Source organism: Spiribacter pallidus (assembly GCF_040838495.1).
In the GTDB taxonomy this organism is placed as follows: Bacteria; Pseudomonadota; Gammaproteobacteria; order Nitrococcales; family Nitrococcaceae; genus Spiribacter; species Spiribacter pallidus.
Genome location: NZ_JBAKFM010000004.1, coordinates 139,666 through 166,323 on the forward strand (window position 1 = coordinate 139,666; position 26,658 = coordinate 166,323).

The window sequence follows — 26,658 nt, forward strand, 5'->3', positions numbered from 1 at the left end:
CCTATTCGGATCATCCATGGTTGCATCCTGCCATGCAACCATGACCGGGCGATGACCACGCACCGGTGGCCGAAAGATCGGACCCGGCCCGGGGTGATTCCGCCTCGGGATGCTGTAGAATCGCCCATCCGCGGTATGAAATGCGGACATCGCTAAAGGGAGACAACCCCATGAGCATCACCATCGCTGTTCCCAGAGAGACGGCCAGCGGGGAGCGTCGGGTCGCGATCGTACCCAGCGTGATCAAACAGCTCGACAAACTCGGTGTGACGCTGCGTATGCAACGCGGCGCCGGCGAGGCGGGCGGCTTTACGGACGACCTCTACGAAGGCGCCACGCTGGTGGACGACACCAGCGCGCTGTATGACGGGGCGGATATCGTCCTCCGCGTCCAGCCCCCGTCGGTCGAAGAAGCCGGAAAATTGCCGGAAGGCAGCCTGCTTCTGGGGTTTCTCACCCCTCACGAAGGCGACAGCCGCATCAAGAACCTGCAAAAGCGCCGCGTCTCGAGTTTCGCCCTCGAACTGGTGCCTCGCATCACCCGGGCCCAGGGCATCGACGCGCTGTCGTCGCAGGGCAATATCGCCGGGTACAAATGCGCGCTCATGGCCGCCCACCTCAGCCCTAAGCTCTTCCCGATGCTCACCACCGCAGCCGGCACCGTTCGCCCGGCCCGGGTCGTGGTGGTTGGCGCCGGGGTGGCCGGTCTGCAGGCCATTGCCACCGCCAAGCGCCTGGGCGCCATCGTCGAGGCCTATGATGTCCGGGCCGCGACCAAGGAGCAGGTGGAGTCGCTGGGCGGCAAGTTCATCGACACCGGGGTAAGCGCCGAGGGCGAAGGGGGTTACGCCCGCGAGCTCACCGACGAGGAAAAGGCCCAGCAGGCCGAAGTCCTGGCCCAGCACATCGCCCAGTCGGATGCGGTGGTCACCACCGCGGCCATCCCCGGGCGGCCGGCGCCGACCATCATCGATGCCGAGACCGTCCAGCGCATGAAAGCCGGCTCGGTCATCGTCGACATGGCGGCGGAGACCGGCGGCAACTGCGAGCTCACCGAGGCCGGCAAGGAAGTGGTTGCCCATGGGGTTACCATTGCCGGGCCAAAGAACATCCCCAGCATGGCTGCCACGCACGCGAGCGAAATGTACGCCCGCAACCTCTGCAACCTGCTGGCCTTGCTGATCAAGGACGGGGAAATCCACCTCGACTGGGACGATCAGGTAGTCGCTGACAGCTGCCTGACCCATGACGGGGAAATCCGGCATGCGCCCACACGCGAGCGCGTGGAAGGAGGCAACTAATGGCGATCGAAGGTTTTGTCGCAATCTACATCTTCATGCTGGCCGCGTTTGCCGGCTTTGAGGTGATCTCGCGGGTCCCCGTGATCCTGCACACGCCGCTGATGTCGGGGTCGAACTTCGTCCACGGCATCGTCGTGGTGGGTGCCATGGTGGTGCTCGGCCACGCCGAGACCACCGCCGAGCAGGTCGTCGGCTTCATCGCCGTGGTCCTTGCCGCGGGTAATGCCGTGGGCGGTTATGTCGTGACCGAACGGATGCTCGAGATGTTCAAGAGCAAGGATGAGCAGAAGAAGGAGGCCAAGGAATGAACTTTATCGTTCAGCTGACCTATCTCCTGGCCGCGGTGCTGTTCATCCTCGGCCTCAAGGGCATGAGTTCGCCCAAAACGGCCCGCAAGGGCATCATCTGGGCCGGTGTGGGCATGGTGCTCGCCACCCTGGTGACCTTTGTCCATCCGGCTGTCCACGGCCTGACCAACTACCTGCTCATCATCATTGGCATCGCCGTTGCCGGTGTCCTGGCCTGGTGGTCAGGGCGGCGCGTGGGCATGACCGAAATGCCCCAGATGGTGGCCCTGTACAACGGCATGGGCGGCGGTGCCGCGGCGGCCATTGCCGGGGTCGAGATGTTGCGCGCGCTGCGCACGCTGCCCGGTGACCTTCAGTCCCAGGCTCAGGCGCTGTCCAACGAGGCGGGCATCAGCCTGGCCGCGGCCGAGGCCGCCCTGCGGGCCGAAGGGGCCGCCACCGCCAGTGTCGCCGGCGCCCTGGGGGCGGATGTGGCCATCCTCGCCATCCTTGGGGCGCTGATCGGCACGGTGGCGTTTTCCGGGTCGCTGGTCGCCTGGGCCAAACTCGACGGGCGGATGAAGCGCAACAGCCTGGTGCCGGCCCAGCAGGTGGTGAACATCGTCGTCTTTGGGCTGACGGTCCTTTTTGGCGTGATGACGTTTTTCACCGACAGCATCGCCGTGGTGGCCATCTTCTTTGCCCTGGGCCTGCTGTTTGGCGTTTTCGTGGCGGTGCCCATCGGCGGGGCCGACATGCCGGTGATCATCTCGCTTTTCAACGCGCTGACCGGTCTGGCGGTGGGCTTTGAGGGCTACGCCATTGGCAACCCGGCGATGATCATCGCCGGTACGGTGGTGGGCGCCGCCGGCACGCTGCTCACCCAGCTCATGGCCAAGGCCATGAACCGGCCGCTGACCAACGTGCTCTTTGCCGGCTGGGGCAGCACCGAAGGGGCCACCAGCGAGGGGCCGGAGGGCGAGATGAAGGATGTCTCTGCCGAGGACGCCGGCATCATGATGGCCTATGCCGAGCGGGTGATCATCGTCCCCGGTTATGGCATGGCAGTAGCCCAGGCCCAGCACAAGATCTGGGAGCTGGTCGAACTGCTGCAGGACCGCGGCGTGGAGGTGAAATTCGCCATCCACCCGGTGGCCGGCCGCATGCCCGGGCACATGAACGTCCTGCTCGCCGAAGCCGGCGTACCCTACGACATGATCTTCGATATGGAAGACATCAACGAAGAGTTCGCCATGACCGACATCGCCGTGGTGATCGGCGCCAACGACGTGGTCAACCCGGCGGCCCGCGACGATGAGTCGAGCCCGATCTACGGCATGCCGATCCTCAACGTGGATGAGGCCGAGAATGTGCTGGTGATCAAGCGCGGCCGCGGCGCCGGGTTCTCCGGCGTGGAGAATGCGCTGTTCTTTGGCGAGAACACCCGCATGGTCTTCGGCGACGGCCAGAAGGTGGCCGGCGGCATGGTCCAGGCCGTGAAGGGCCTGTAACAGGCGACAAGGAGCAGCAATGAGTGATCCGCAGATAGAAGAGACCCTGGAGCAGCTCAAGGTCGACGCCGACGGGCTCTACGAAGAGCACAACTTCACCGACCGGCGGGTCGGCAGCATCCAGCGCCTCACACCGGTGACCCGGGAGGGTCGCCCGGATGACAGCCGACCGGTGCTCTATCTGGGCAATACCCAGGTGATGACGCCAGTGGGTGCCCTGCCGCTGAACTTCGAGCTCGAGGCCGACAGCCTCGAACAGGCCGTGGAGGCTTTTCCGGCCGCCGCCCAGGCCGCGCTCGAGCAGACCATGGAGCAGCTCAAGGAGATGCAGCGCGAGCAGGCCTCGAAGATCATGACGCCGGATCAGATGGGTGGCGGCATGCCGGGCGGTGGCCCGGGCGGCGCCGGCGGGGCACCGGGCGGCGGTATCCAGCTGCGCTAGGGCCGGGGCGGGGCCACCCGCCCCTCGCGCAGCGGGGCAAGCAGCGCGTCGACGGCCGCCTGATCGGCCGCATCCAGCGACTGCGTATAACGGGCCAGATACCGAAAGGCATGGTCGCCGGCAAGCTCCGCGGCCTCGGCCTTATCGGGCGGCGTCGCCGGCGGCGTCGCATGCCTTACCCATTCGGCGATCAGCAACCGCTGCTGCAGCCGCTCGGCCTCGATTTCGCAGTGCATGACCTGACCACGCAGTGCCGATGCATCCGGCAGCGCCTGGGCCGCGCCCTGCGCCTTGATCGCCTGCCGGGCATCCCGGATGACCTCGATGACCTCGTGCTGCCACGACTCCGCCCCGCGCAGGGCATCATCCAGTGCCGCCGGCGTGGACGCCGTCCAGCCCATGGCCCCCAGCCCCGTCAATGCCAGCAAAGCGCTCACCCCCAGGCCATGCCGGTTTTGAAGATCCAGACAGCCCCCCTGAACGCCGTCGGCGTCGTAGAGCGCAAGGGTAAAATCCCAGATCGCCCGGGCAATCGCGTCGGTTTGGGGCAAAGACCGGCTCATCGGCGAAGTCTAGCAAACCACCCGACAAAGCCGCCCCTTGCGCGGGACGACCACCCGGCCAACAATCCGTGGTCATGACCGCCATCATCCAGGTCGCCGTGCCCGGCCCGTTTGCCACCCCGCTGGACTATCTGCCGGCCGGGAATGCGCCCTTGCCACCCGCCGGCACCCGGGTCCGGGTCCCCCTGGGCAACCGCCGGGTAACCGGCGTGGTGCTGGCCCATCGGCAGGACAGCCATCTCGACGGCACGCGGCTGCGGCCGATGATCGAGGGGCTGGACGAACACCCCCTGCTCGATGGCGAGTTGCTCGATCTCATCCTCTGGACCGCCCGGTATTACCACCACCCGGTGGGAGAGGCCTTTGCCACGGCACTGCCCGGGCGGCTGCGGCATGGCCACCCCGCCACCGGGGGGCGCAGCCGGCACTACACGGTCACCCCCCAGGGCCAGGCGACCGACCCGGCCCGACTCCATCGCCGTGCCCCCCGGCAGGCAGAAATTCTCACCTGGCTTCAATCCCGGCAGCGAATCACCGCCGCATCCCTGGCGACCCTCGAGGGCGACCCGGTCGGGGCAATGAACCGTCTGCTCGACCGCGGGCTTTGCGAGTCACACGAAAGCCACGATTACGGGCTGATCGAAGGCCGTGGCGAGGCCTGCGCGCCGAGGCTCAGCCCGGCACAACAGGCCGCCGCCGAGGCCATCGCCCCGAACGGCGGCCACCACACCCTGCTCATCGAAGGCGTGACCGGCAGTGGCAAAACCGAGGTCTACCTGGGCGCCATCGAGCAGGTCCTGGCCGCCGGCCGCCAGGCGCTGGTCATCGTCCCCGAGATCGGCCTGACGCCGCAGCTCATCGGCCGGTTTCAACAACGACTCAACGCCCGGATCGCGGTGCTGCATTCAGGGCTTGCCGATGGCGAGCGACTGAATGCCTGGCTGGCCGCCCGTGACGGACAGGCCGATGTCATCATCGGCACCCGCTCGGCGGTATTCGTGCCCCTGTCCGCCCCGGGGCTGATCATTGTCGACGAAGAGCATGACCAGTCCCTCAAGCAGGCCGAAGGACTGCGCTACTCGGCCCGGGATCTGGCCGTGCTGCGAGGCTCTCGACTGGATATCCCGGTGATACTGGGCAGCGCCACGCCCTCGCTCGAGAGCCTCGCCAACGCCCGCGACGGCCGTTACGGCCATGTGCAGATCAGCGAGCGCGCCGGCGGGGCACGACCGCCGGCACTGCGGTTGTTGGACATGCGCGGCCAACCCACCCGGGACGGGCTCTCGCAGCCGCTGCTCGATCGGGTGAGCCAACACCTCGCCGACGACGGCCAGGTCTTGCTGTTTCTCAACCGGCGCGGGTTTGCGCCGGTGCTCATCTGCCACGAATGCGGCTGGCTGGCGGAGTGCGATCGCTGTGACGCCCGCTACACCTATCATCGACAGCGCCAGCGGCTGCAATGCCACCACTGCGATCGCGAGCAGCGGCTGCCGGCGCACTGCCCGCAGTGCGGCAGCGCCGATCTCCGCCCACTGGGCCTGGGCACCGAGCGGATCGAATCCGCCCTGCGGGCGAGCTTTCCGGATCACCCACTGGTCCGTGTCGATCGCGACAGCACCCGGCGTCGGGGCAGTTTCGAGCAGGCCATGGCCGATGCCCGTCGGGGCGAGACCCGGCTGCTGCTCGGCACCCAGATGCTGGCCAAGGGGCATCACCTGCCGGCGGTCACCCTGGTTGCGATCATCGACGCCGACCAGGGGCTTTTCAGCGCCGACTTTCGGGGCCCGGAGCGACTCGCGCAACTGGTCATCCAGGTCGCCGGCCGGGCCGGTCGGGCCGAGCGCCCCGGTGAGGTTGTCATCCAGACCCACCATCCCGAGCATCCGTTGCTCCAGACCCTGCTGGCCGGGGGCTATCCGGCTTTTGCCCGGGCCGCGCTCGCCGAACGACAGGCCGCCGGGCTACCGCCGGCCACGGCGATGGCGCTCCTGCGGGCCGAAGCGGTGGATCGAAGCACCCCCATGGACTTTCTCGCCGCCGCCGCCGGCCAGGCCCCCGGTATCCAGGGCGTGGAATGCATCGGCCCCTATCCGGCGCCCATGGAACGACGGGCCGGTCGCTATCGGGCTCAGCTCATGGTCCAGGCAGTCGAGCGCCGCAACCTGCAGGGCTTTCTAGACGGCTGGCTGCCACGGCTCGCCACACTGCCCTCGGCCCGGCGGGTCCGCTGGTCGGTGGATGTCGATCCGGCCGAGACACTCTAGCGGCTTGAACAGCCGTGCCCAGGCCGGATAATGGGCGCTCGTTTGCCATCCGGGTGCCAGCTGATTCATGAAAGACGAACTCGCCGACCTGCTGCGGCAGGCCCTCAATGGCCTTTGCCAATCCCTTGGCGAGCCACTGCCCGACCCCCTGGCGATCCATCTGGAACGAGGCCGGGGCGAGGGCCACGGTGATTACGCGAGCAACCTGGCCATGCGCCTGGCCAAGCCCCTGCGGCGCCCGCCCCGCGAACTGGCCGATGCGCTGATCGAGCATCTGCCCATCCACCCCCACGTCGAGCGGGTCGAGGTTGCCGGGCCGGGGTTCATCAACTTCTTCCTCACCCAGGATGCCGCCAGCGCCGTGGTGGCACGCATCCATCGCGAGGGGGCGGAGTTTGGCCGGTGCAACAGCGGCGGGGGCGAGCGCATCATCATCGAGTTTGTCTCGGCCAACCCCACCGGTCCGCTGCATGTCGGCCATGGCCGGGGGGCGGCCTTTGGCGCAGCCCTGGGCAATCTGCTCGAGGCCGCCGGCTACGATGTTCATCGCGAATATTACGTCAATGACGCCGGCCGCCAGATGCACATCCTCGCCGCCAGCGTCCTGGTGCGCTATCTCGAACACCGGGGCGAGGCGGTGGCGTTCCCGGCCAATGGCTATCGCGGCGACTATATCCACGACATCGCCCGCGATCTGGAGGCCAATGCCGGCGAGCGCTACCGCATCGCCGCCGCCGAGCTCACCGCGGAGCTGCCCGCGGATGCCAATGCCGGCGGTGACAAGGAAGCCTACATCGACGCCCTCATCACCCGTGCCCGGGCGTTACTGGGCGAGACTCGCTACCAGGAGATTCTCTCGGAGGCGGTAGCGGCCATCACCCACGACATCGAGGATGACCTGGCCGCCTTTGGCGTGCGTTACGATCGCTGGTACAGCGAACACAGCCTGGTCGCCTCCGGCGCCGTGGACCGGGCGCTTGAAAAGCTCACTACCGCCGGCGCCATCTACGAAGACAATGGCGCCCAATGGTTCCGGGCCACCGACTATGGCGACGACAAAGACCGGGTGGTCCGCCGGGCCGATGGCCAGATCACCTACTTTGCATCGGATATCGCCTATCATCTGGATAAGTTCGAGCGCGGTTTCGCCCGGGCCATCGATGTCTTTGGCGCCGACCACCATGGCTATATGGCCCGGGTACGCGCCAGTCTCGAGGCCTTCGGGCACGATACCGACCGGCTGACCTTTCGACTGGTGCAGTTCGCCATCCTCTACCGCGGCCACGAGCGGCTCGCCATGTCGACCCGCTCGGGCGAGTTCGTCACCCTGCGCGAGCTGCGCGAAGAGGTGGGCAATGACGCGGGGCGGTTTTTCTATGTCATGCGACGGCCCGAGCAGCACCTGGATTTTGACCTGGAGCTGGCCAAATCCCGCTCCAACGACAACCCCGTTTACTACATCCAGTATGCCCATGCCCGGGTGTGCAGCGTCCTCGCGCAGATGGAAGAACGGGGCATCGAGCATGATCACAGCGCCGGCCTTGCCGGCCTGGGCCGGCTGAACGAGGCGCATGAACAGGCACTGATCCATGCCCTGGGGCGGTATCCCGAGCTCATCGAATCGGCCGCCACCAGCCAGGAGCCCCACCAGATCGCCCAATATCTGCGCGAGCTGGCGGCGGCGTTTCATACCTACTACAACGCCCACACCTTCTTAGTGGATGACGCCGAGCTGCGCGACGCCCGGCTGGCGTTGATCACCGCCACCCGGCAGGTCATTCGCAACGGGCTCGCCATCCTTGGCGTCTCGGCCCCGCAGAGCATGTAGACATGGCCGAGAAACCCCGCAAACGAAGCCCCGCCAAACCGCGTCAGGCAAGCCGCACCCAGCCGGCTCGGGGACGCACCGTAAGCCCGGTGCTGTGGTGGGCGACCGGGCTGGTCATGGGCCTGGTGGTGGCCGGCCTGGTGCATCTCGAACACACCCGACCCGATCCGGCACCCGCCGACGCCGAGGGTGAGACCGCCGCATCGGCCAATGAAAGCCACGACGCCCCGCGCTTTGAGTTCTATCGGCTGCTCAGCGAACAAGAGGTCGACGTCGCCGGGCAACCGGACACCGAGGCTTCGGGCGGGAATAACGCCCTGCCCTCGGCAAATGCAGGCGATGCCCCCGGTCCGTCGGCATCCGATTCGCAGACGCCACCCGAGCCGACCACTGCATCGCAGGCGCCGGCCGGCGCTCGTTATCTACTGCAGGCCGGGTCGTTCCGGCGCCAGGATGATGCCGATGCGCTGCGGGCCAACCTGGCCCTGCTGGGCATCGAAGCCCGCATTCAGGAGGTCGAACTGCCCGGCGGTGAGACCTGGCATCGTGTGCGGATCGGCCCGTTCAACAACCTCGGCGAGGTCAACCAGGTCCGACAACGCATGGCCGGCCAGCAGATCGACTCCATCCTGCTGCGCGCCGGCGGCTGACCGCCTAGAGACTGCGGCGGTTACCGGTTCGAAAAAGCTCGCGCTTTAACCGGTAGAGCGCGGTCATGTCCTCATCGCCATGGCCCTGCGCCATCAGCCGTTCGTAGTGCTTGAGGGTCATCTCCACCATCGGCAGGTTGACCTCCAGCGACTGCAAAAGCGCCTGACTGAGGCGAAGATCCTTTTCGTGCAGTGCCATCCGAAAGCCCGGCTCGAAATCCTCGGCCAGCATCCGCGCCCCGCGTCGTTCCAGTAACCGGCTGCCCACCGCGCCCTGACCGAGCACCGGCAGAAGCTGCTCGGTATCCAGTCCGCTGGCATCGGCAAAGGCCAGCGCTTCACTGATGGCCTGGACCATCCCGGCGGCCAGCACCTGGTTGACCGCCTTGGCACGCTGACCAAAGCCCGATGGACCAAAATGCGTCACCTGGCTGCCAATCGCCTCGAGCGCCGGACGCACCCGCGCCAACGCCGCGGCGTCGCCGCCGGCCATCACCTGCAGGGTGCCGGCCGCCGCACCCTCGGCGCCGCCGGTCACCGGGGCATCAATAAACGCCACCTCCCGGGCGGCCAGTGCATCGGCCAGGGCCTCGGCGGTGGCCGCACCGACGGTCGAGGTGTCCACCAGCAAATGGCCGGCACGCAGCCCCGGGCGCATCGCATCGACCACCTCGCGCAGATCGTCATCGGCACTCACGCAGGTGATCACCTCATCACAGGCCTGTGCCAGGGCGGCCGGTGTCTCCGCCCGGGTCACGCCCAGCTCGTCGGCCAGCGCCTCGGCCCGGTGACCGGTGCGGTTCCAGACACCGGCCAGATAGCCGGCGCCTGCCAGATTCCGGGCCATTGCCGAGCCCATCACCCCCAGACCTGCCATTCCTACTCGCATGCATCGACTCCTTGTGGTTGGTTGGCTGCACGGCCTGGCGCGAGTCTAACGCAGTCGGGCGGGTTGACCGGGCAAAAAAACGGGCGCCCGAGGGCGCCCGTCTGCCGTCCGGTTGGCACCGGTTTACTGGGTCTTGGTGAACTCGGGATAGGCCTCGAGGCCACATTCGCCGACGTCCAGGCCCTCGTACTCCTCTTCCTCGCTCACGCGAATGCCGACCACGGCCTTGAGGATGCCCCAGACGATGAACGCCGAGATGAACACCCAGAGGAAGATCGAGATGATGCCAAGCAGCTGACCACCGATCGAGGCGGCATCGTTGCTGAGCACCACCGCAAGCAGGCCCCAGATGCCCACCGTGCCGTGGGCCGAGATGGCGCCGACCGGATCGTCGATCTTGAGCTTGTCCAGACCCACGATGGAGAACACCACCAGCACGCCACCAATGGCACCGATGATCGTCGCCAGCAGCGGCGAGGGCATCAGCGGCTCGGCGGTGATGGCCACCAGCCCGGCAATGCCACCGTTGAGCGCCATGGTCAGATCGGCCTTGCCAAACAGCGCACGGGCGGTCAGCAACGCGGCCACGGCCCCCCCCGACGCGGCGGTGTTGGTGTTGACGAAGATCGCCGCCACGGCGTTGGCATCGAGAACGTTCGAGACGATGAGCTGCGAGCCGCCGTTAAAGCCGAACCAACCCAGCCAGAGGATGAACGTCCCCAGGGTGGCCAGCGGCATGTTCGAACCCGGTATGGCCTTGACCTCGCCATTGGGGCCGTACTTGCCCTTGCGGGCACCGAGCAGAATCACGCCGGCCAACGCCGCCGCGGCACCGGTCATGTGTACGACACCCGAGCCAGCAAAGTCCTGAAAGCCTGCGGCATCAAGGAAACCGCCGCCCCACTTCCAGAAGCCCTGCACCGGGTAGATGAAGCCGGTCATGACCACCGCAAAGCCGAGGAACGACCAGAGCTTCATCCGCTCGGCGACCGCCCCCGAGACGATGGACATGGCCGTTGCCACGAACACCACCTGGAAGAAGAAATCCGAGAGGTTGGAGTAGTAGGCATCGCCGTTGAGGACATCCGCCACTTCGTTATCCGCGCCGATCAGCACGCCGAAGTTGGGGATGAACCCCTCGCCGCCGCCGTACATGATCTGGTAGCCGCAGAGCAGATACATAATGCAGGCGATGGAATACAACGAGATATTCTTGGTCAGGATCTCGGCGGTATTCTTGGCCCGTACGAGACCCGCTTCCAGCATGGAAAAGCCCGCCGCCATAAACATGACCAGCGCGCCACTGAGCAGGAAGTAGAAAGTGTCCAGCGCGTACGCCAGTTCGGTCACTTCATTCATCGGTCAATACTCCTGAAACGGGAATTAGAGTGCGTCCTTGTCGGTCTCGCCGGTGCGAATGCGGATCGCCTGCTCCACCGGAGACACGAAAATCTTGCCGTCACCGATCTTGCCGGTGTTGGCCGCCTTGCTGACGGCCTCGGTGGCACGCTCGACGAGCTCGTCATCAAGCACCACCTCGACTTTCATCTTGGGCAGAAAGTCGACGACATATTCCGCGCCGCGGTAGAGCTCGGTGTGCCCCTTCTGACGTCCGAACCCTTTGACCTCGGTCACGGTGACGCCCTGGACGCCGATTTCCGAGAGCGATTCCCGGACATCATCGAGCTTGAAAGGCTTGATAATGGCGGTGATTAGCTTCATTGCTGTTCTCCCCAAATGGGCCGGGGTACCCCTTTTGCCCGTGGATGGTCTTTAACCCGACAGGGGTAATGCAGGGAGCGTGCCAACCGCCGATCAAACCACCATCGAAGGGGACGAGCCGCCGGCGATGGCCGCCGGGCCATGGGGTTTGCACCAGATTGGATCAGGCGCCGCTGGTCGGATGCACCACAAAAGATCAAAAGATGGCTTGGGCACGGCCGCCGGCCCGCTTACACTAGAGAAAACGACACGGAGGAGCGGTCATGCTCGACCCGAAACAGTTTGATGAAATGGCTAAGCGCTTCTCGGAGAGCCTGCCCAGCGGTCTCCGGGATATGCAGCAAGAGGTAGAGAAAAACGCCCGGGTGGCCCTGCAGAGCGCTTTCAGCCGCATGGAGCTGGTCACCCGCGAGGAGTTCGACGCCCAGGCCAAGGTGCTGGCCCGCACCCGGGAGCGCCTCGAGGCCCTGGAGGTCCGGCTCGCCGCATTAGAGGGTGGTGACAACGCCGTGGCAGAGACCGATACCAAGGACTGATCACGCCAGTTGACCGTGATCGCTCAGCACAGGGAGGTGCCAAGCGATGGCGATCGCCGTTGCCCAATCCCGGGCCGTTTTGGGTATCGACGCCCCCCGGGTCACCGTCGAAGTCCACCTGGGCGGTGGTCTGCCGTCGCTATCGGTTGTCGGCCTGCCCAATACCGCGGTGCGCGAGGCCCGGGACCGGGTGCGCAGCGCGCTTGCCAACAGCGGTTTCGACTTTCCCAGCCGCCGGATCACCGTCAGTCTGGCGCCGGCCGACCTGCCCAAGGACGGCGCGCGATTCGATCTGGCCATCGCCCTGGGCATCCTCGCGGCATCGAGACAGATCCCCCGACAGGCACTGACCGGACACACCTTTGCCGCCGAGTTGGGCCTGTCCGGCGAGCTACGGCCGGTCAACGCCATCCTGCCGGTGGCGTTGCAGTGCGCACGCTCGGCGGATCCGCTGATCGTCGCCGAGTCTAACGGGGCCGAGGCATCGCTGGCGGGCGGGGCCGTCTACCCCGCCGCTCACCTGCTCGATGTCTGCCGGCATCTGACCGGCGAAGCCCGCCTGTCGCCCGCGCAACGATCCACGCGGGTGGCCACGCCCATCGGTCGAGACCTGGTCGAGGTCATCGGCCAGCGGCGTCCCAGACGCACACTCGAGATCGCCGCCGCCGGCGGCCACAGCCTGCTGCTCAAGGGCCCGCCCGGCAGCGGCAAAAGCCTGCTCGCCGAGACGCTGCCCGGCCTGCTTCCACCCATGGCTGACGACGAGGCCATGGAATCGGCGGCTATTCACTCGCTGGTCGACGGCAATGACGACCCCACGCGGTTGACGCGCCGACCCTTCCGCAGCCCCCATCACAGCGCCTCGCCGACAGCGCTCACCGGCGGCGGCAATCGTCCGCGACCGGGGGAGATATCACTGGCTCATCACGGGGTGTTGTTTCTCGATGAGCTGCCGGAATTCCCGCGGCAGGCGCTGGAGACCCTGCGCGAGCCGCTCGAAACTGGCGAAATCCGTATTGCCCGAGCCAACCGGCGCATGCGCTTTCCGGCCCGGTTCCAGCTGATTGCCGCGATGAACCCCTGCCCATGCGGTTTTCTGGGCGACCAGACCCACGAGTGCCGCTGCACCCCGGCCCAGATTCAACGCTACCAGCAACGCATCAGCGGTCCGCTACTCGATCGCATTGATATGGCAGTCGAAGTGCCGCGCCTGCCGCCGGACGAGCTCACCGATCAATCCCCCGGCGAGTGCAGCAAGACCGTCGCCCGCCGGGTGGCTGCGGCACGCGACCGTCAGATGCGCCGAGATAGCTGCCCCGCCGCCCGTCTTGCCGGTCAGCGACTGCGGCGCCAATGCCGGCTGGATGGGGATGGCCGGCGAGTCATGGAGGATGCCACCCGGCGCTTCGGGCTATCGGCCCGGGGCTGGCATCGCACATTGCGCGTCGCCCGAACCATCGCTGATCTCGATGACCGCGATGCAATACAGGCGTCCCACCTGCTCGAGGCGATCGGCTACCGTCAGCCGATCAAACCCTGAAGGCTGGCATCACCGATCAGGCCGCCAGCACGCCTTCGCGACAGATGAACTCGATCACCGACTCCACGCCCTTTCCATGGGCGATGCTGCTCATGACAAAGGGCGACTCACCGCGCATCCGCCGGGCGTCCCGATCCATGACCTCAAGCGATGCACCCACCTGCGGGGCGAGATCGGTTTTGTTGATCACCAGCAGATCCGACCGGGTGATACCGGGCCCGCCCTTTCGGGGGATCTTGTCGCCGGCGGAGACATCGATGACATAAACGGTCAGATCCGAGAGCTCTGGCGAGAACGTCGCCGAGAGGTTATCGCCCCCGCTTTCGATAAAGACCACATCCAGATCCGGAAACGCGGCTTGCAGGTCGGACACGGCGGTCAGATTCATTGAGGCATCCTCGCGGATGGCGGTATGCGGGCACCCACCGGTCTCGACCCCCACGATGCGTCCCGCCGGCAATGCTTCGTGGCGTGCCAGAAACTCGGCATCCTCGCGGGTGTAGATGTCGTTGGTCACCACGGCGATGGACAACCGATCCCGTAGCGCCCGGCAAAGCGCAAGGGTCAGCGCCGTCTTGCCCGATCCCACCGGTCCGCCGATACCCACTCGCAGCGGTGAGGACTCATTGCTCATTGTCTGTTTGCTCCTGTCAGGTCAACTTCGAAAAAGCCGTGTGTACTGGGTCTCGTGCCAGCTACTGGCAAGGGCAACCCCCGGGGTTGTCGCACCGATGGCCGCATCATCGAGCGTCGTGGCGGCACCCACCGTGGCCGGCAGCCGATCGGCGATCTGCATCAATACCCGCTGCCCATCGCTTTGGCCGAGTGGGATCAACTTCACGGCGGCAGCCACCTGGTTTTCGCACCAGGCCCAGGCATAGGCCTGCAGCAGCGAGCGTTCGGAAATCCCGTAGTGCGCGCCGGCCAGGCCGAGGGCCGTGGCAAAGGTCACTGAACGGGCCCGATCCAGCGCGGCGGCGTCGGCTACACCCAGGTCGTTGAGCAACCGTGCCAGGGCCCGGCCAATGTGGATGTCTTCGGCGCGCAGCTCGGCGGTCTCTCTGGATGCCAGCAAGAACATGGTCCAGGACTCGAGCGCCGCCTCATCGGACTCGAGCCAGGCATTATGCAGCCGCTCGAGCACCGGCAAATCCAGGCCGGCCAGCCCGTCCTCGAGTTGCCCGGCCAGCCAATGCTCGAGTGATGCGATATCCCGCACCCAGCCTCGCTCGATGGCCGCCTCCAGACCCGCCGAATAGGCATAGGCACCCACCGGCAGGGCCGGGCTGATCAGCTGCCAGAGCCGCAGCTCGGTAATCGCCGCCGCATCAGTCGGGGGCATGGACCCCTCCCGAAGCGTGATGGTGACCATGCCCATGGCTGGATCCATGGTCCGGCGAGCCATGCGAATAGGCACCGGACTCGGGCTGAAAAGGGGCGTTTTCGTGGACGACAACCAGGCCTAGCCCCTCGACCATGCCATCGAGGACGTGGTCATGGTGATAGCGCAGGTAACCGGCGCCAATCTCGAGGGGTGTGTGCCGATTGCCAAGATGGTAGGCCGCTTGCAGCAGTTTCCACGGATCGGGGTGGGTAGCCGTGGATACCGACTCCAACGCCGCCTCCACCCTGACGACGAACCCCTCGCCGTCGCCCAGATAGTCGCCGGGCCGGAGCACCGACCCACCCCGGGGCAGCTGGACCACCACCGTCTGGCCGTTATCGAGCGTTGCACGAAACCGCGTACGCTCTCGCTGCGCGATGGTGAGCACCAGCGCCCCGGCAATCGTCGTTTCGTCGTCGAGGTCATCCAACCTTTGCGTGAGCGCAATCATCATCCACCCCCTAGAACAGGTAGTAGCGCTGCGAAAGCGGCACCACCTCGGCGGGCTCGCAGACCAATAGCTCGCCGTCGGCCCGAACTTCGTAGGTCTGCGGATCGACGCTGACCTCGGGCATCCAGTCATTGAGCTTCATATCGCGCTTGCCCACCGACCGACAGTCGCGGACGGCCACGGCGCGTTTGGCAAGACCCAACCGCTCGGGGACCCCGGCATCGATGGCCGCCTGCGAGCAAAACGTCACCGCCGTCGAGCCCACAGCGCCGCCATGGGCGCCGAACATGCCGCGATAGTGGACAGGCTGCGGCGTGGGGATCGAGGCATTGGGATCACCCATGGGCGCGGCGGCGATCAGACCGCCCTTGACGATCACGCCGGGCTTGGCGCCGAAGAAAGCCGGCTTCCACAGCACCAGATCCGCCAGCTTGCCCACCTCGACCGAACCCACCTCATGGCCGATGCCATGGGCAATGGCCGGGTTGATGGTGTATTTGGCCACAAAGCGCCGGGCCCGCAGATTGTCATGCCGGTCCGAGTCCTCGGGCAGCGGGCCGAACTGCACCTTCATCTTGTGGGCGGTCTGCCAGGTGCGCGAGATCACCTCACCGACACGGCCCATGGCCTGGGAGTCAGAGGCAATCATCGAAAACGCCCCCCGGTCGTGGAAGATGTCCTCCGCGGCAATGGTCTCGCGGCGGATACGCGACTCGGCAAAGGCCACATCCTCGGGGATGGCCGGATCCAGGTGGTGGCAGACCATGAGCATGTCGAGATGCTCATCGATGGTATTGCGGGTATAGGGCCGGGTCGGATTGGTGGACGAGGGCAGGACATTGTTCTCGCTACAGGCCCGGATGATGTCCGGGGCATGCCCACCGCCGGCGCCCTCGGTGTGGTAGGTGTGGATGGTCCGGCCTTTGAACGCGGCAATCGTGTCTTCGACGAAACCGGATTCGTTGAGGGTGTCGGTGTGGATGGCGATCTGAATGTCATAGGCCTCGGCCACCGACAGCGCATTATCGATGGCCGCCGGGGTGGTGCCCCAGTCCTCATGCAGCTTCAGCCCCATGGCGCCGGCGACGATCTGCTCGTTGAGCGCCTCGGGCCGGCTGGCATTGCCCTTGCCCATGAACCCGAGGTTCATCGAAAAGGCATCCGCCGCCTCGAGCATGCGCTCGATATTCCAGGTCCCCGGGGTACAGGTGGTGGCGTTGGTGCCGGTGGCGGGGCCGGTCCCACCCCCAAGCATGGTGGTCACCCCGGACATCAGTGCCTCTTCGATCTGCTGCGGGCAAATGAAATGGATATGGGCGTCGATGCCGCCGGCAGTGACGATGCTCCCCTCGGCGGCAAGGGCTTCGGTGCCCGGGCCGATGACGATATCCACGCCGGGCTGGGTATCCGGGTTGCCGGCCTTGCCGATGGCGGCGATGCGCCCTGCGCGTATGCCGATATCGGCCTTGAAAATGCCGGTGTAATCGAGGATCAGGGCATTGGTGATCACCAGGTCAACGGCCTCATCGCCGGCGGCCTGGCTCTGGCCCATGCCATCGCGGATGACCTTGCCACCCCCGAATTTGACCTCGTCACCATAGACGGTGTGGTCCTTTTCGACCTCGATGAAAAGCTCGGTATCGCCCAGCCGCACCCGATCACCGGTGGTGGGTCCGTACATCTCGGCATAGGCACTACGATCGATGGTGCTCATGAAAGCGCTCCCATAATCTCGCCGCGAAAGCCGTAGATGCAGCGCCCGCCGGCGTATTCAACCAAGGTCACCTCGCGGGTCTGACCCGGCTCGAAGCGCACCGCCGTCCCCGCCGGGATATCCAGGCGGAAACCCTTTGCCGCCTTGCGATCGAACGCCAGCGCCGGGTTGGCCTCGCAGAAGTGATAGTGCGAACCCACCTGGATGGGCCGGTCGCCGGTGTTCGCCACGGCCACGGTGACCCGTCGGCGGCCCTCATTGAGGGCGATTTCACCGGACTCGGTGAGGATTTCTCCGGGGATCATGACTGCGCCTCCTCGGCCATCGGGCTACGGTGGGCGATCGGGTCGTGGATGGTGACCAGCTTGGTGCCATCCGGGAATGTCGCCTCGACCTGGACTTCCCGCAGCATCTCGGGGATGCCGTCCATGACCTGATCGCGCGCCAGCAACCGGGTGCCCTCGCTCATCAGCTGCGCGACCGTCCGGCCGTCCCGGGCGCCCTCGACAATGGCATTGGCGATGTAGGCCATGGCTTCGGGGTAGTTGAGACGAACACCACGGGCGAGACGCCGTTCGGCGACCATCGCGGCCGTGGCGAGCATCAGCTTGTCTTTCTCTCGGGGGGTGAGTTCCATGGGATCTCCTCAGGTATTCCAGATGCGCGGCACACAGATGGGCCGGCCCAACAGGACCGGCCGCAGGGCCCGCCAGGCCTCGAGCCTGAGGGCATAGGCCTGAAGTGCGCCGGCGCCCCGCCAACGCAGTACCAGCAGGTCATCGACAAGGGTTGCCGCCCACTCGCCGGGCAGATGGGCAAGCGCTTCACGGAGCATGGTCAAAAGCGCCTTATCCGCCGGGGCGGCGATCAGCGTGGCCATGGCCTGGGCGCCTCCCAGGCCCCATTGGCCGGTCAGGGTCGGCGTGCCACCGCGCAGACGGGCGTGCTCAAGCAGCAACGGCACACCGTCGCGCCACACTGCCATGCGTTGCCGAAAACAGCCCTGGTCGAACGGATATCCACCAGCCGGCCGACCCAGGCAGTTGAGCTCCCAGGCCAGACAGCGCGCGCCGGGTTGCAAATCGATGCGCGTTGTCGAGCTGGCGATTGCCCCGGCAAAGGCAATCTGCTCCTGGGGGAACCACTCCAGCGTGCCGCCGGGTGCCACACCGAGGCGCTGCTCGAGGACGGCCTCATCGCCGAGGCTGCGGTAGAACTTGGTGGCACCGGGGCTGGTGACCACCGCCCAGGCGTTAGGATCGACCGTCAGATCCACCTTTAGCTGATCGCCGCCAACCACTCCGCCCGGCGGATGCAAGACATAGGTATGGCAGGGATCGCCCTCGGGGTGGAATGGGCGCTGGATGCGCAAGGGCCCCTCGTGACGGCGCTCGGTCAATCCGGTGACCGCACCGCAACGGGCGTAACGCAGCGCCAGATGGGCCCGCCAGCGCGGATGGTACCGCTCGGCCGGGGCAATTAGATCGGCCCGGGCCGCCACTAAAACAGACCGGCGATCAGCCCGAAACCCATCACCGCCAGTGCGCCCGCCGTGGCGCCGAGCGCCAATCCCGGGCCAGGCGCAGACCGCAATCGCCGCAGCATGAAGGCGCCCACACCGGCAGCCACCGCCGCCAGCACAAGCGCTGCGCCGAGGCCATGCGCGGGTACCCCGAGTACCGTCTGCCCGTCGGCAAGATGCCAGTGGACCAGCATCAGCGGATGATCATGCCCGCCGACGGCATGAGCCAGAGCGCCGCCCGGGAGCATGACGAAAAGGGCTGGCCAGAGGCGAAATCGTTGCATGGTTGTCTCTCCGTTAGTCTGGAAGGATTGCTGATGCCGGATGGAGAGCAAGGCCCGTGCCATGTCGGGCAGATCGGGCTTAAAACCGCATCGGCGCGGCATCCTCAGCACAATGTCGGTGCGTCGGGCGGCGAGCTGCGCACCAGATTGGGGCTTTTGACGATTCGATGCCCCAACTGCGTGCAGCCCGGATTGCCGCTGGCGTCGGGGGCTTGCTGATATCATCGCGCCATGCAGCAATCGAACCTGCCAATGGACCCGCCGACATGAATGGGCTGAATACCATTCTCATGCTGCTCGCTGCCTCGGTGGCGGTGGTGGCGCTTTTTCGGCGGCTGGCCCTGCCGCCCATCATCGGTTATCTGGTGGTGGGCATGGCCATTGGCCCATCGGCACTGGGGCTGGTGGACGACACCAAGGATATGCACCTCATCGCCGAATTCGGCGTGGTTTTCTTGCTTTTTACCATCGGCCTGGAGTTCTCGTTTCCGCAGCTCAATGCCATGCGCTGGGCCGTCGGTGTGCTCGGGGCCAGTCAGGTGGTGGTCTGTCTGATGCTCTTCGGCGCCGGCGCCTGGTGGTTGACTGGCTCGGCCGAGGCGGCGGTTGTCCTGGGCGGCGCGCTGGCGCTGTCGTCCACGGCCATTGTCACCAAGCAGCTCACCGAGCAGCTCGAGATCCACACCCGACACGGCCGACGCGCCATTGGTGTGCTGCTTTTCCAGGATCTGGCGGTGGTCCCGCTGCTGATCGCAATCCCCATCCTCGCCGGCAACAGCGAGCGCTCGCTCGGTGTCGAGATGGGGATCGCCCTGGTCAAAGGGGTGGTGGTTTTTGCCGCAATGGTCTGGATCGGGCGCAAGGCCCTGAGGCCGATATTCCATGAAGTGGCCCAGGCACGGTCCAATGAGCTCTTCACCCTGACCGTGCTTTTGATCGCCATTGCCGCGGCCTGGTCGACCCACCTGGCCGGGCTGTCGCTGGCCCTCGGGGCCTTTCTTGCCGGCATCATGCTGGGTGAGACCGAGTACCGGCACCAGATCGATGCCGATATCCGGCCATTCCGCGATGTCCTGCTGGGGTTTTTCTTCATCACCGTGGGTATGGTGATCGACCTGCCGGTGTTGCTTGCCAACCTCCACTGGGTGGTGCTGATCAGCGCGGCGATGATGGCCACCAAACTGGTGCTGGTCTACGCCATCGCACGCAGTGTCGATACCCCGCAGGATGCCTCGAGGACCGCGATCACCCTGGCCAACGGCGGCGAGTTCGGGTTTGCTTTGATTGCACTGGCCATCAGCGCCGGGCTGCTGACCCCCGACAACAGCCAGCTGGTCCTCGCGGCGGTGGTGCTGAGCATGGTCGCGGCCCCGCTGCTCATCCGGCATAACGCGGCACTGGCCGAACGCTTTGCCGGCCAGCCGCCAAGCCCCATCGATGCCGAGCGCAGCGAGACCGATGTCAGCCGCATCGCTCGGCCGCTGTCAGACCATGTCATCCTCTGCGGTTACGGGCGCACCGGGCAGAACATCGCCCGTTTTCTGGATCAGGAAGGGATCGATTACCTGGCGCTCGACCTGGACCCGCAGCGGGTCCAGGAAGCGCGCAGCGCCGGCGAACCGGTCAGCTACGGCGACTGCGAGCGCCGCGAGATCCTCGCCGCCTCGGGGCTCGACCGGGCGCGCATGGTGGTGCTGACCTTCGACAGCCCGGCCACCAGCCTCAAGGTGCTCGAACACACCCGCGCCGAACGCCCGGAGATCCCTGTACTGGCCCGCACCCGGGATGACCGCTGGATCGAACGGTTCGAGGCAGCCGGTGCCACGGCGGTGGTCCCCGAGGTGCTCGAAGCCAGCCTGATGCTTTCCTCTCACGTGCTCGCCCTGCTGGGTATCCCCATGGCCCGGGTTTTCCGCCATGTCCGATCGGTCCGTGGCGATCGCTACCGGCTGCTACGCGGCTATTTCCACGGCGCCGAGCGCATCGACATGGAAAAGGCGGACCGCTTTCGTGAGCAGCTCCATGCCATCACGCTGTCGGGCAAAGCCCGAGCCATTGGGGCCCGACTGGCCGATCTGGATCTGGAACGACATGGCGTTACAGTGACCGCGGTGCGCCGCGGCGGTATCCGCGGCCCCCAGCCGGAGCCGGAGACCCTGCTACACGATGGCGATGTGCTGGTGTGCTACGGCACCCCCGAGGCGCTTGAGCATGCCGAGCACATACTGCTGGGACGGGCACGTTAGCAGCGCCCACGCCGGCGCCGGCGGGTCCGAAAAGGCAGGGGGCGTTCAGCCCTCGGGGATTGCCAGGCCGGTTTCTGTCTCGATCATCCACTCGATGGCCGCGCGGATCTCTTCCTCGCTGGCAGCACCGCCCTGGGCGGGCATGTTGCCGTAGCCGTTGGCCACGTTACTGACCAGGGTGTCCCAGCCTTTGCCGATGCGCTCGTTCCAGCCATCGACATCACCGATGCCGGGTGCGTTGAGAAAGTTGCCCTGGTGACAGGCGATACACACCGCCTGGGTGACCTGCTCGCCACTACGCACCTCGACAACACCCCCGGCGTCATCCGCCGGCGCCTCATCGGCCGACGCCAGGGCCGGGGCCGGCTCGCCGCTCAGCCGCACGGCGTAGGACGGCGCCAGGTTTTGCTCGGCCCGTTCCTGGACAAGCGCATCCCGCTCGGGATTCTCGTCACCGAACAGCGAATTGGCCACCACGATCAAAAAGATGGTCACGCCCACCAGTGCGGCAATCACCAGGGCAAAATTGCGAAGAAAAACGCCGTCCTGTTCCGTGCTCACTGCACAACCCTCGAGTTCATTCGTCTGATCGCGAAGTATAGCGATATTGCCCATCACGGCAAACGGGGGCTATCAGCCGGCGAGGGATGGTTGTACAATCCACCGCCGTTGCGCCCGTAGCTCAGCTGGATAGAGCGTCGGCCTCCGAAGCCGAAGGTCGCAGGTTCGACTCCTGCCGGGCGCGCCAGTCTCCCTCCGGTAATGCCTATCACGAGGACGCCGTGAAAGCCTATTTCGATGACCGTCAGGACCTCCATCGCCCGCGCACCTATTTCACCCGGGGGCAGATGCGCGCGCCGCAGGAAATCCCCGAGCGCACCGGGCATATCCGAAGCGGTCTGACCGACAACGGGGTCGCGATATCACCGGTCACCGACCACGGCATGGCCCCCATCAACGCCGTCCATGACTTGGGCTATCTGCGCTTTCTCGAATCCTGCCACCGCCGCTGGAAGGCGATGCCCGAGGACTGGGGCGATGAGGTGCTGTCGAACATCTTCGTGCGCTCGCCCAACCCACTCAAGGGCATCCTTGCCGAGGCGGCGCGTTATCTTGCCGATGGCAGCTGCCCGGTGGGCGAGCATACCTGGGAGGCTGCCTACTGGTCCGCCCAGGGGGCGGTCTGTGCCGCCGCCGATGTCATTGGCGGTGCATCCATGAGCTTCGCGCTGTGCCGTCCGCCCGGCCATCATGCCCGCGTCGATGCCGCCGGTGGTTTCTGCTATCTCAACAATGCCGCCATCGCGGCACAGCACCTTCGGCAGCGCTATGGCCGGGTTGTTGTGCTGGATACCGATGTCCACCATGGCCAGGGCATCCAGGAGATCTTCTACGAGCGCGATGATGTGCTCTATATCTCGATCCATGGCGATCCCACCAACTTCTATCCCGTCGTCACGGGCTTTGAGAACGAGCGCGGTGAAGGCCGTGGACACGGCTATAACATCAACCTGCCACTGCCCCACGGCTCAGACGCCGATGCCCTCTTCGGCCGGCTGGAAGAGGCCCTGGCGGCCATCCGGTTGTTCGCGCCCGATGCGCTGGTGTTCTCGAACGGTTTCGATATCTACCGCGAGGATCCGCAGGCGAAGATCGCCGTCGACTCGAATGACATCCAGACGCTGGGCGCCCGGATTGCCAGCCTGCAACTGCCGACGGTCGTCATTCAGGAAGGGGGCTATCACTACGAGAGCCTCAGCCGGAACACGGCCGCACTTATCCAGGGCCTCGGTGGCAACCACTGAGCCACCGGCCGGTGACAATCCGCCGCCGACGGGCATCCGTGAGGCGGCCACGGTTCTGACGGCGACCACCGGGGCGCTGACATTCTCGGCCACCACGGCGCTTTTCCCGGCAGCGATCGCCCCGGCCATCGCCGACGCCATGGGCGTCTCGCCGTCGCTGATCGGCGTACAAATCAGCCTGCTCTATCTGGGCGCGATGATCACCTCGCTGGTGGGCGGCGGCATCGCCCGGCGTCTGGGCGCCTGCCGGACCACGCAGTGGGCGGTGGCCATCTTCGGCATGGGTGGGTTACTGGCGGCGGCCGCCAATCTGTGGGTATTCCTGGCCGCCTCGCTATTGATCGGCTTCGGGTACGGACTCACCAACCCGGCGGCTTCGCATTTGCTCGTGCGGTTTACCGACCCGCGACGACGCGGTCTGGTGTTCGGGCTCAAACAGACCGGGGTCCCCCTGGGCGGCGTGATCGCCGGGGCACTGGCGCCGCTACTTGCCGTCAACTATGGCTGGCAGGCCGCCATGGCGGCCCTCAGCGTGCCCGCTATCGCCGCCATCGCGCTGCTGCAATGGCCCCGGGCGCGTTGGGATGAAGACCGGCAACCGCGGGCCCGCTGGTTGGCCGCACCGCTCGAGGATATTCGACTGGTCTGGTCGATCCCGCCGATGCGAAAGGCGGCGATGGCCTCGTTCTGCTTTTCCACCACGCAGCTGTGTCTGACCGTCTTTACCGTGACCCTGCTGGTGGAGGATCTGAGCATCGGGCTGATCACCGCGGGCGGCATCATGGCGCTGGTGCAGATCAGCGGTGTCGCCGGTCGCATCGGCTGGGGATGGATCGCCGATCGCACCGGCAACAGCCGCGCGACGCTGGGCGTGGTGGGGGGACTGGCCGCGGCATTCGCCGGCGCGGTGACCCTGATGCGCGGCGACTGGCCCATCTGGCTGATCACCACGGTGCTTTGCGGGTTCGCCGCCGTCGCCCTGGGCTGGAATGGCGTCTACCTGGCCGAAATCACCCACCTAGCCCCGCGCGATCAGATCGCCCGGGCCTCCGGCGGGTCACTGGTGATCACCTTTGGGGGTGTGCTGTTTGGCCCGGCGGCGTTCACCGCCATCCATGGCGTGATCGGCGACTACACCACCACCTTTGCCGCCGTGGCGCTGAGCAGCCTGGTCGGTGCCTGGCTGGCCATCTCCAGCGGCCGCCGTGGCGGTCACGCCAACGTCGCCCAGTAATCAAGCGCTACAAGCGCCAGGATGGTCACCAGCGTCAGCGCCAGGGTGATCCGGCTGTAGGGCGGTCGACCGGCGCTCATCAGTTGGCCATGCCGAATCGCGGGCGTAACGCCACACCCACGATCGACCCCAGAAAGCCGAATACAAACCAGACCCAGCCATGGAGGCTGCCGGTGGCGATGCCACTGAAAAACGCGCCGATGTTGCAGCCAAAGGCCAGGCGGGCGCCGTACCCCATGCACAGACCGCCGATCACCGCCGCCGAGACATTCCCCATGCCCAGGCGGTTCTGGCTGCCGGCATTGAACCGGCCGGCCAGCCCGGCGGCCAGCATCGCCCCGAACAAAAGCCCCAGGGCCATCACCGAGGTGACATTGAGCAGGAGACTTTCAGACAGCACCCGCGCCGGATAGGCCCAGGTCCAGTACTCGAACTGTGCCATGTCGACGCCCAGGGCCTGCAGGGCCTTGGCTCCCCAGGCCGCAAAGGCAAAGGTGATCCCCCACGGCGCGCCGGAGACCAGCAATGTCACCAGCCCCAATCCGGCGAGCGCCACCACGCCCCAGGCCAGTGGCCAGCCACCGGTGAACAGCGTCGACAGCCAGCCCCCCTCCGGACGCCAGGCGAGGGGCTCGGCGCTGCCGTGTCGCTCCTGCTCGACGGCCCGGACGGTCCAGATCAATGCCACCAGGACCGCGACCTGCAGCAGGATACCACCGCCCGGCCCCAGGGCCCGGCCCAGATCCACCGGCCCCAGGCCGGGACTGGCAAGCCACCAGGGCAGGTGAAGGGTGCCGAGAACCGACCCCGCGACGAAGGCCGCCAGGGTGATCAGCATCTTGCGATTGCCTGCCCCGACGGTAAATAACGTCCCCGACCCGCAACCACCACCTAGCTGCATGCCCAGGCCAAACAAAAAGCTGCCCAGCACGATATAGCCGCCCACCGGGGCGATGGCGCCATTGGCAAGCCCCAGGGCGGTGACCGGCATGTAGAGCACTGAGGCCAGGGCCAGCAGAATCAACTGCCCCCGCAGACCGCGACTGCGGCGCCGGACAATAAAGTTGCGCCACCCGGCGGTGAAGCCGAACGCGGCATGATAGAGCGACACCCCAAGGCCGATGCCCACCGCGTAGAGCAAGAGCATCCGCGGAGTCGCCGCCTGCCAGACCATGACGCCCAGAACCGCCGTGGCGGCCAGGGTTGTCGCGACGACATAACGGTCGACACCCGCTTCGCGGGTGTCGTCGTGGGTCGGCTCGATGGCCTCGGCGAGGTTGCTCATCGACTAGTTGAGCAGTTCAGTGAGCGCCTGTTGGCCCTGAGCCAGCGGCAGGGACGGGTCCTGGGTCCACTCGGTCATCGACCCATCATAAAGAGCGACCGACTCGAGCCCGGCCACCTCGGAGAGCGCAAACCAGGCCGTCGCCGCCCAGTGACCCGTGTTGCAGAACGACACCACCGGGCCATCGCCGTCGATGCCGGCGGTCTCAATCAGGGACTCGACCCGGCCCCGGTCCAGAAAGCGGGCACTGCCGGCTTCGACCAGCAGCTGCTGCTCCAGGCTGGCGGCGCCCGGTATGGTCCCCGCGGCGCGGGCGGCCGGATGCTTGGCCTCACCGCTGTACTGCGCCGCCGGCCGCGCATCCACCAGCTGGTCGCCGCCCTCGAGGGCCGCCTCGACCGCGGCGGTGTCCGCCAACAGCTCCGGCTGCAGGTCAACCTCAAAGTCGGCCGCCTGTGGCTGACTGGCGCCGGTCGCCACATCACCACCGGCGTCCACCCAGGCCTGATAACCCCCATTGAGGATGGCCACATCCTCATGGCCGAGGTACTTGAACGTCCAGTAAACCCGGGCCGCGCTGCCAAAATCGGTCGAGTTCACACCCGCCGGCACGATCACCACCGAGTCGTCGTTGTCCACACCCAGTGATCCGATCAGATTGCTGACCCGCTCGACCGGGGGCAGCTTGCCGGGGACGCCGTCCTGGGCCTGACGCCAGCCGGCACCGGTATAAGAGGCATACACCGCACCCGGAATATGGCCGGCGGCAAAGGTCTCGGCATTGCTGCCATCGATGGCCGAGCGGACATCAATCACGGCCAGATCCGGATCATCCAGGTTGGACGCCAGCCAGTCCGTATCCACCAGGGGCGTGACAGCGGGCCCGGCATGGGCGGCACTGGTCAGCGCCAGCAGACCGGCCGAAAAGGCCGTTGTCAGTAAAGCTCGGGTATTCATGGTTTGGTCTCCGGTCGCTTGGGGCTTGGTTGTCGGTGATGCCAAGGCTACCGGAGTCACTCAGCCAGCAAAGGAATGATTTGTCTTATGGATAGGTCTTTCGGTTATATAGGATTAATGACCGAGAAGCACAACTGGTCATCCTGCGACGCTATTCCCAGTCTTCATGAGAGGACCTATTATTTCATCCGTATTCGGAGCCGATGGCTCCTATCGACTCTCCTCCTCTTGGCCGGCCGCAAA

The 26,658-nt window shown here is 66.2% G+C and carries 27 protein-coding genes, 1 tRNA gene and 1 pseudogene; 13 read left to right on the plus strand and 16 right to left on the minus strand.

What is annotated here, in order from left to right:
* Window positions 1-170: 170 nt before the first annotated feature.
* The 4 genes from V6X73_RS08630 to V6X73_RS08645 are packed head-to-tail and all read left to right on the plus strand — an operon-like array spanning window position 171 to window position 3,541.
* Window positions 171-1,301 (plus strand): Re/Si-specific NAD(P)(+) transhydrogenase subunit alpha, encoded by a 1,131-nt coding sequence (locus V6X73_RS08630; RefSeq protein ID WP_367959500.1) that lies wholly within the window; start codon window positions 171-173, stop codon window positions 1,299-1,301.
* The gene (locus tag V6X73_RS08635) at window positions 1,301-1,609 is read left to right on the plus strand and encodes an NAD(P) transhydrogenase subunit alpha (RefSeq protein WP_367959501.1); all 309 of its coding nucleotides are present in this window, start codon (window positions 1,301-1,303) and stop codon (window positions 1,607-1,609) included. The genes V6X73_RS08630 and V6X73_RS08635 overlap by 1 nt, the downstream gene beginning before the upstream one ends.
* A complete protein-coding gene (locus tag V6X73_RS08640; protein WP_367959502.1) occupies window positions 1,606-3,099 on the plus strand; it encodes an NAD(P)(+) transhydrogenase (Re/Si-specific) subunit beta in 1,494 nt (497 codons plus the stop codon). Before V6X73_RS08635 ends, V6X73_RS08640 begins: the two co-directional genes overlap by 4 nt.
* A gap of 19 nt (window positions 3,100-3,118) precedes the next feature.
* Window positions 3,119-3,541: a hypothetical protein gene (locus V6X73_RS08645; RefSeq protein WP_367959503.1), complete on the plus strand. Its 423-nt coding sequence runs from the start codon at window positions 3,119-3,121 to the stop codon at window positions 3,539-3,541.
* Here V6X73_RS08645 and V6X73_RS08650 read toward each other — a convergent pair.
* Window positions 3,538-4,092: a TIGR02444 family protein gene (locus V6X73_RS08650; RefSeq protein ID WP_367981366.1), complete on the minus strand. Its 555-nt coding sequence runs from the start codon at window positions 4,090-4,092 to the stop codon at window positions 3,538-3,540. The two genes, V6X73_RS08645 and V6X73_RS08650, sit on opposite strands and share 4 nt — an antisense overlap.
* Before the next feature lie 86 nt (window positions 4,093-4,178).
* On the opposite strand from V6X73_RS08650, the gene V6X73_RS08655 reads away from it, so the two are divergent.
* The 3 genes from V6X73_RS08655 to V6X73_RS08665 all read left to right on the plus strand — a co-directional run bounded on the left by V6X73_RS08655 (window position 4,179) and on the right by V6X73_RS08665 (window position 8,846).
* Window positions 4,179-6,368 (plus strand): primosomal protein N', encoded by a 2,190-nt coding sequence (locus V6X73_RS08655; RefSeq protein WP_367959505.1) that lies wholly within the window; start codon window positions 4,179-4,181, stop codon window positions 6,366-6,368.
* A gap of 67 nt (window positions 6,369-6,435) precedes the next feature.
* Entirely contained in the window at window positions 6,436-8,196 is a 1,761-nt protein-coding gene (gene argS / locus V6X73_RS08660; RefSeq protein WP_367959506.1) for an arginine--tRNA ligase, read from the plus strand.
* 2 nt (window positions 8,197-8,198) lie between these two features.
* The gene (locus V6X73_RS08665; protein WP_367959507.1) at window positions 8,199-8,846 is read left to right on the plus strand and encodes an SPOR domain-containing protein; all 648 of its coding nucleotides are present in this window, start codon (window positions 8,199-8,201) and stop codon (window positions 8,844-8,846) included.
* A gap of 4 nt (window positions 8,847-8,850) precedes the next feature.
* Here V6X73_RS08665 and V6X73_RS08670 read toward each other — a convergent pair whose 3' ends face one another.
* The 4 genes and pseudogenes from V6X73_RS08670 to V6X73_RS08685 all read right to left on the minus strand — a co-directional run bounded on the left by V6X73_RS08670 (window position 8,851) and on the right by V6X73_RS08685 (window position 11,457).
* Window positions 8,851-9,273 carry an NAD(P)-dependent oxidoreductase gene (locus V6X73_RS08670; protein WP_367959656.1) on the minus strand — a complete coding sequence of 141 codons (423 nt, stop codon included), beginning with the start codon at window positions 9,271-9,273 and terminating at the stop codon, window positions 8,851-8,853.
* Window positions 9,271-9,741, minus strand: a pseudogene (locus V6X73_RS08675) (NAD(P)-dependent oxidoreductase); the annotation flags it as partial. The pseudogene V6X73_RS08675 and the gene V6X73_RS08670, both read right to left, overlap by 3 nt.
* Before the next feature lie 117 nt (window positions 9,742-9,858).
* On the minus strand, window positions 9,859-11,094 hold the full coding sequence (locus V6X73_RS08680) for an ammonium transporter (RefSeq protein ID WP_367959509.1): 1,236 nt from the start codon (window positions 11,092-11,094) through the stop codon (window positions 9,859-9,861).
* 24 nt (window positions 11,095-11,118) lie between these two features.
* On the minus strand, window positions 11,119-11,457 hold the full coding sequence (locus V6X73_RS08685; protein ID WP_367959510.1) for a P-II family nitrogen regulator: 339 nt from the start codon (window positions 11,455-11,457) through the stop codon (window positions 11,119-11,121).
* A gap of 263 nt (window positions 11,458-11,720) precedes the next feature.
* Between V6X73_RS08685 and ubiK the strand changes: the two genes are divergently transcribed.
* Window positions 11,721-11,993 (plus strand): ubiquinone biosynthesis accessory factor UbiK, encoded by a 273-nt coding sequence (ubiK, locus tag V6X73_RS08690; protein WP_367959511.1) that lies wholly within the window; start codon window positions 11,721-11,723, stop codon window positions 11,991-11,993.
* A gap of 46 nt (window positions 11,994-12,039) precedes the next feature.
* A complete protein-coding gene (locus V6X73_RS08695; protein ID WP_367959513.1) occupies window positions 12,040-13,533 on the plus strand; it encodes a YifB family Mg chelatase-like AAA ATPase in 1,494 nt (497 codons plus the stop codon).
* A 16-nt stretch (window positions 13,534-13,549) separates the two neighbouring features.
* Here V6X73_RS08695 and ureG read toward each other — a convergent pair whose 3' ends face one another.
* The 8 genes from ureG to V6X73_RS08735 are packed head-to-tail and all read right to left on the minus strand — an operon-like array spanning window position 13,550 to window position 18,888.
* Window positions 13,550-14,167 carry an urease accessory protein UreG gene (gene ureG / locus V6X73_RS08700; RefSeq protein WP_367959514.1) on the minus strand — a complete coding sequence of 206 codons (618 nt, stop codon included), beginning with the start codon at window positions 14,165-14,167 and terminating at the stop codon, window positions 13,550-13,552.
* A 21-nt stretch (window positions 14,168-14,188) separates the two neighbouring features.
* Window positions 14,189-14,875: an urease accessory protein UreF gene (locus V6X73_RS08705; RefSeq protein ID WP_367959515.1), complete on the minus strand. Its 687-nt coding sequence runs from the start codon at window positions 14,873-14,875 to the stop codon at window positions 14,189-14,191.
* A complete protein-coding gene (ureE, locus tag V6X73_RS08710) occupies window positions 14,862-15,368 on the minus strand; it encodes an urease accessory protein UreE (RefSeq protein ID WP_367959516.1) in 507 nt (168 codons plus the stop codon). Before ureE ends, V6X73_RS08705 begins: the two co-directional genes overlap by 14 nt.
* 10 nt (window positions 15,369-15,378) lie before the next feature.
* Window positions 15,379-17,082: an urease subunit alpha gene (gene ureC, locus V6X73_RS08715; RefSeq protein ID WP_367959517.1), complete on the minus strand. Its 1,704-nt coding sequence runs from the start codon at window positions 17,080-17,082 to the stop codon at window positions 15,379-15,381.
* A complete protein-coding gene (locus tag V6X73_RS08720; protein WP_367959519.1) occupies window positions 17,079-17,387 on the minus strand; it encodes an urease subunit beta in 309 nt (102 codons plus the stop codon). The genes ureC and V6X73_RS08720 overlap by 4 nt, the downstream gene beginning before the upstream one ends.
* Complete coding sequence (locus V6X73_RS08725; RefSeq protein WP_367959520.1) at window positions 17,384-17,719, minus strand: urease subunit gamma; 336 nt, start codon at window positions 17,717-17,719, stop codon at window positions 17,384-17,386. Before V6X73_RS08725 ends, V6X73_RS08720 begins: the two co-directional genes overlap by 4 nt.
* A 9-nt stretch (window positions 17,720-17,728) precedes the next feature.
* Window positions 17,729-18,583: an urease accessory protein UreD gene (locus V6X73_RS08730; protein ID WP_367959521.1), complete on the minus strand. Its 855-nt coding sequence runs from the start codon at window positions 18,581-18,583 to the stop codon at window positions 17,729-17,731.
* The gene (locus tag V6X73_RS08735) at window positions 18,583-18,888 is read right to left on the minus strand and encodes a hypothetical protein (protein ID WP_367959522.1); all 306 of its coding nucleotides are present in this window, start codon (window positions 18,886-18,888) and stop codon (window positions 18,583-18,585) included. Before V6X73_RS08735 ends, V6X73_RS08730 begins: the two co-directional genes overlap by 1 nt.
* Window positions 18,889-19,154: 266 nt before the next feature.
* On the opposite strand from V6X73_RS08735, the gene V6X73_RS08740 reads away from it, so the two are divergent.
* On the plus strand, window positions 19,155-21,134 hold the full coding sequence (locus V6X73_RS08740) for a monovalent cation:proton antiporter-2 (CPA2) family protein (RefSeq protein WP_367959524.1): 1,980 nt from the start codon (window positions 19,155-19,157) through the stop codon (window positions 21,132-21,134).
* Window positions 21,135-21,179: 45 nt separating this feature from the next.
* On the opposite strand, the gene V6X73_RS08745 is transcribed toward V6X73_RS08740, so the two are convergent.
* On the minus strand, window positions 21,180-21,695 hold the full coding sequence (locus tag V6X73_RS08745; protein ID WP_367959526.1) for a c-type cytochrome: 516 nt from the start codon (window positions 21,693-21,695) through the stop codon (window positions 21,180-21,182).
* 110 nt (window positions 21,696-21,805) lie between these two features.
* Here V6X73_RS08745 and V6X73_RS08750 point away from each other — a divergent pair.
* The 3 genes from V6X73_RS08750 (at window position 21,806) to V6X73_RS08760 (ending at window position 24,173) form a co-directional block, all read left to right on the plus strand.
* A tRNA-Arg gene (locus V6X73_RS08750) sits at window positions 21,806-21,882 on the plus strand.
* 34 nt (window positions 21,883-21,916) lie between these two features.
* Window positions 21,917-22,939: a histone deacetylase family protein gene (locus tag V6X73_RS08755; protein ID WP_367959528.1), complete on the plus strand. Its 1,023-nt coding sequence runs from the start codon at window positions 21,917-21,919 to the stop codon at window positions 22,937-22,939.
* A complete protein-coding gene (locus tag V6X73_RS08760) occupies window positions 22,926-24,173 on the plus strand; it encodes an MFS transporter (protein WP_367959530.1) in 1,248 nt (415 codons plus the stop codon). The genes V6X73_RS08755 and V6X73_RS08760 overlap by 14 nt, the downstream gene beginning before the upstream one ends.
* A gap of 79 nt (window positions 24,174-24,252) precedes the next feature.
* Here the strand turns inward: V6X73_RS08760 and V6X73_RS08765 are convergent, their stop codons facing one another.
* Complete coding sequence (locus V6X73_RS08765) at window positions 24,253-25,458, minus strand: YeeE/YedE family protein (protein ID WP_367959532.1); 1,206 nt, start codon at window positions 25,456-25,458, stop codon at window positions 24,253-24,255.
* Window positions 25,459-25,461: 3 nt separating this feature from the next.
* Complete coding sequence (locus V6X73_RS08770; RefSeq protein WP_367959534.1) at window positions 25,462-26,415, minus strand: sulfurtransferase; 954 nt, start codon at window positions 26,413-26,415, stop codon at window positions 25,462-25,464.
* Window positions 26,416-26,658: the final 243 nt, after the last annotated feature.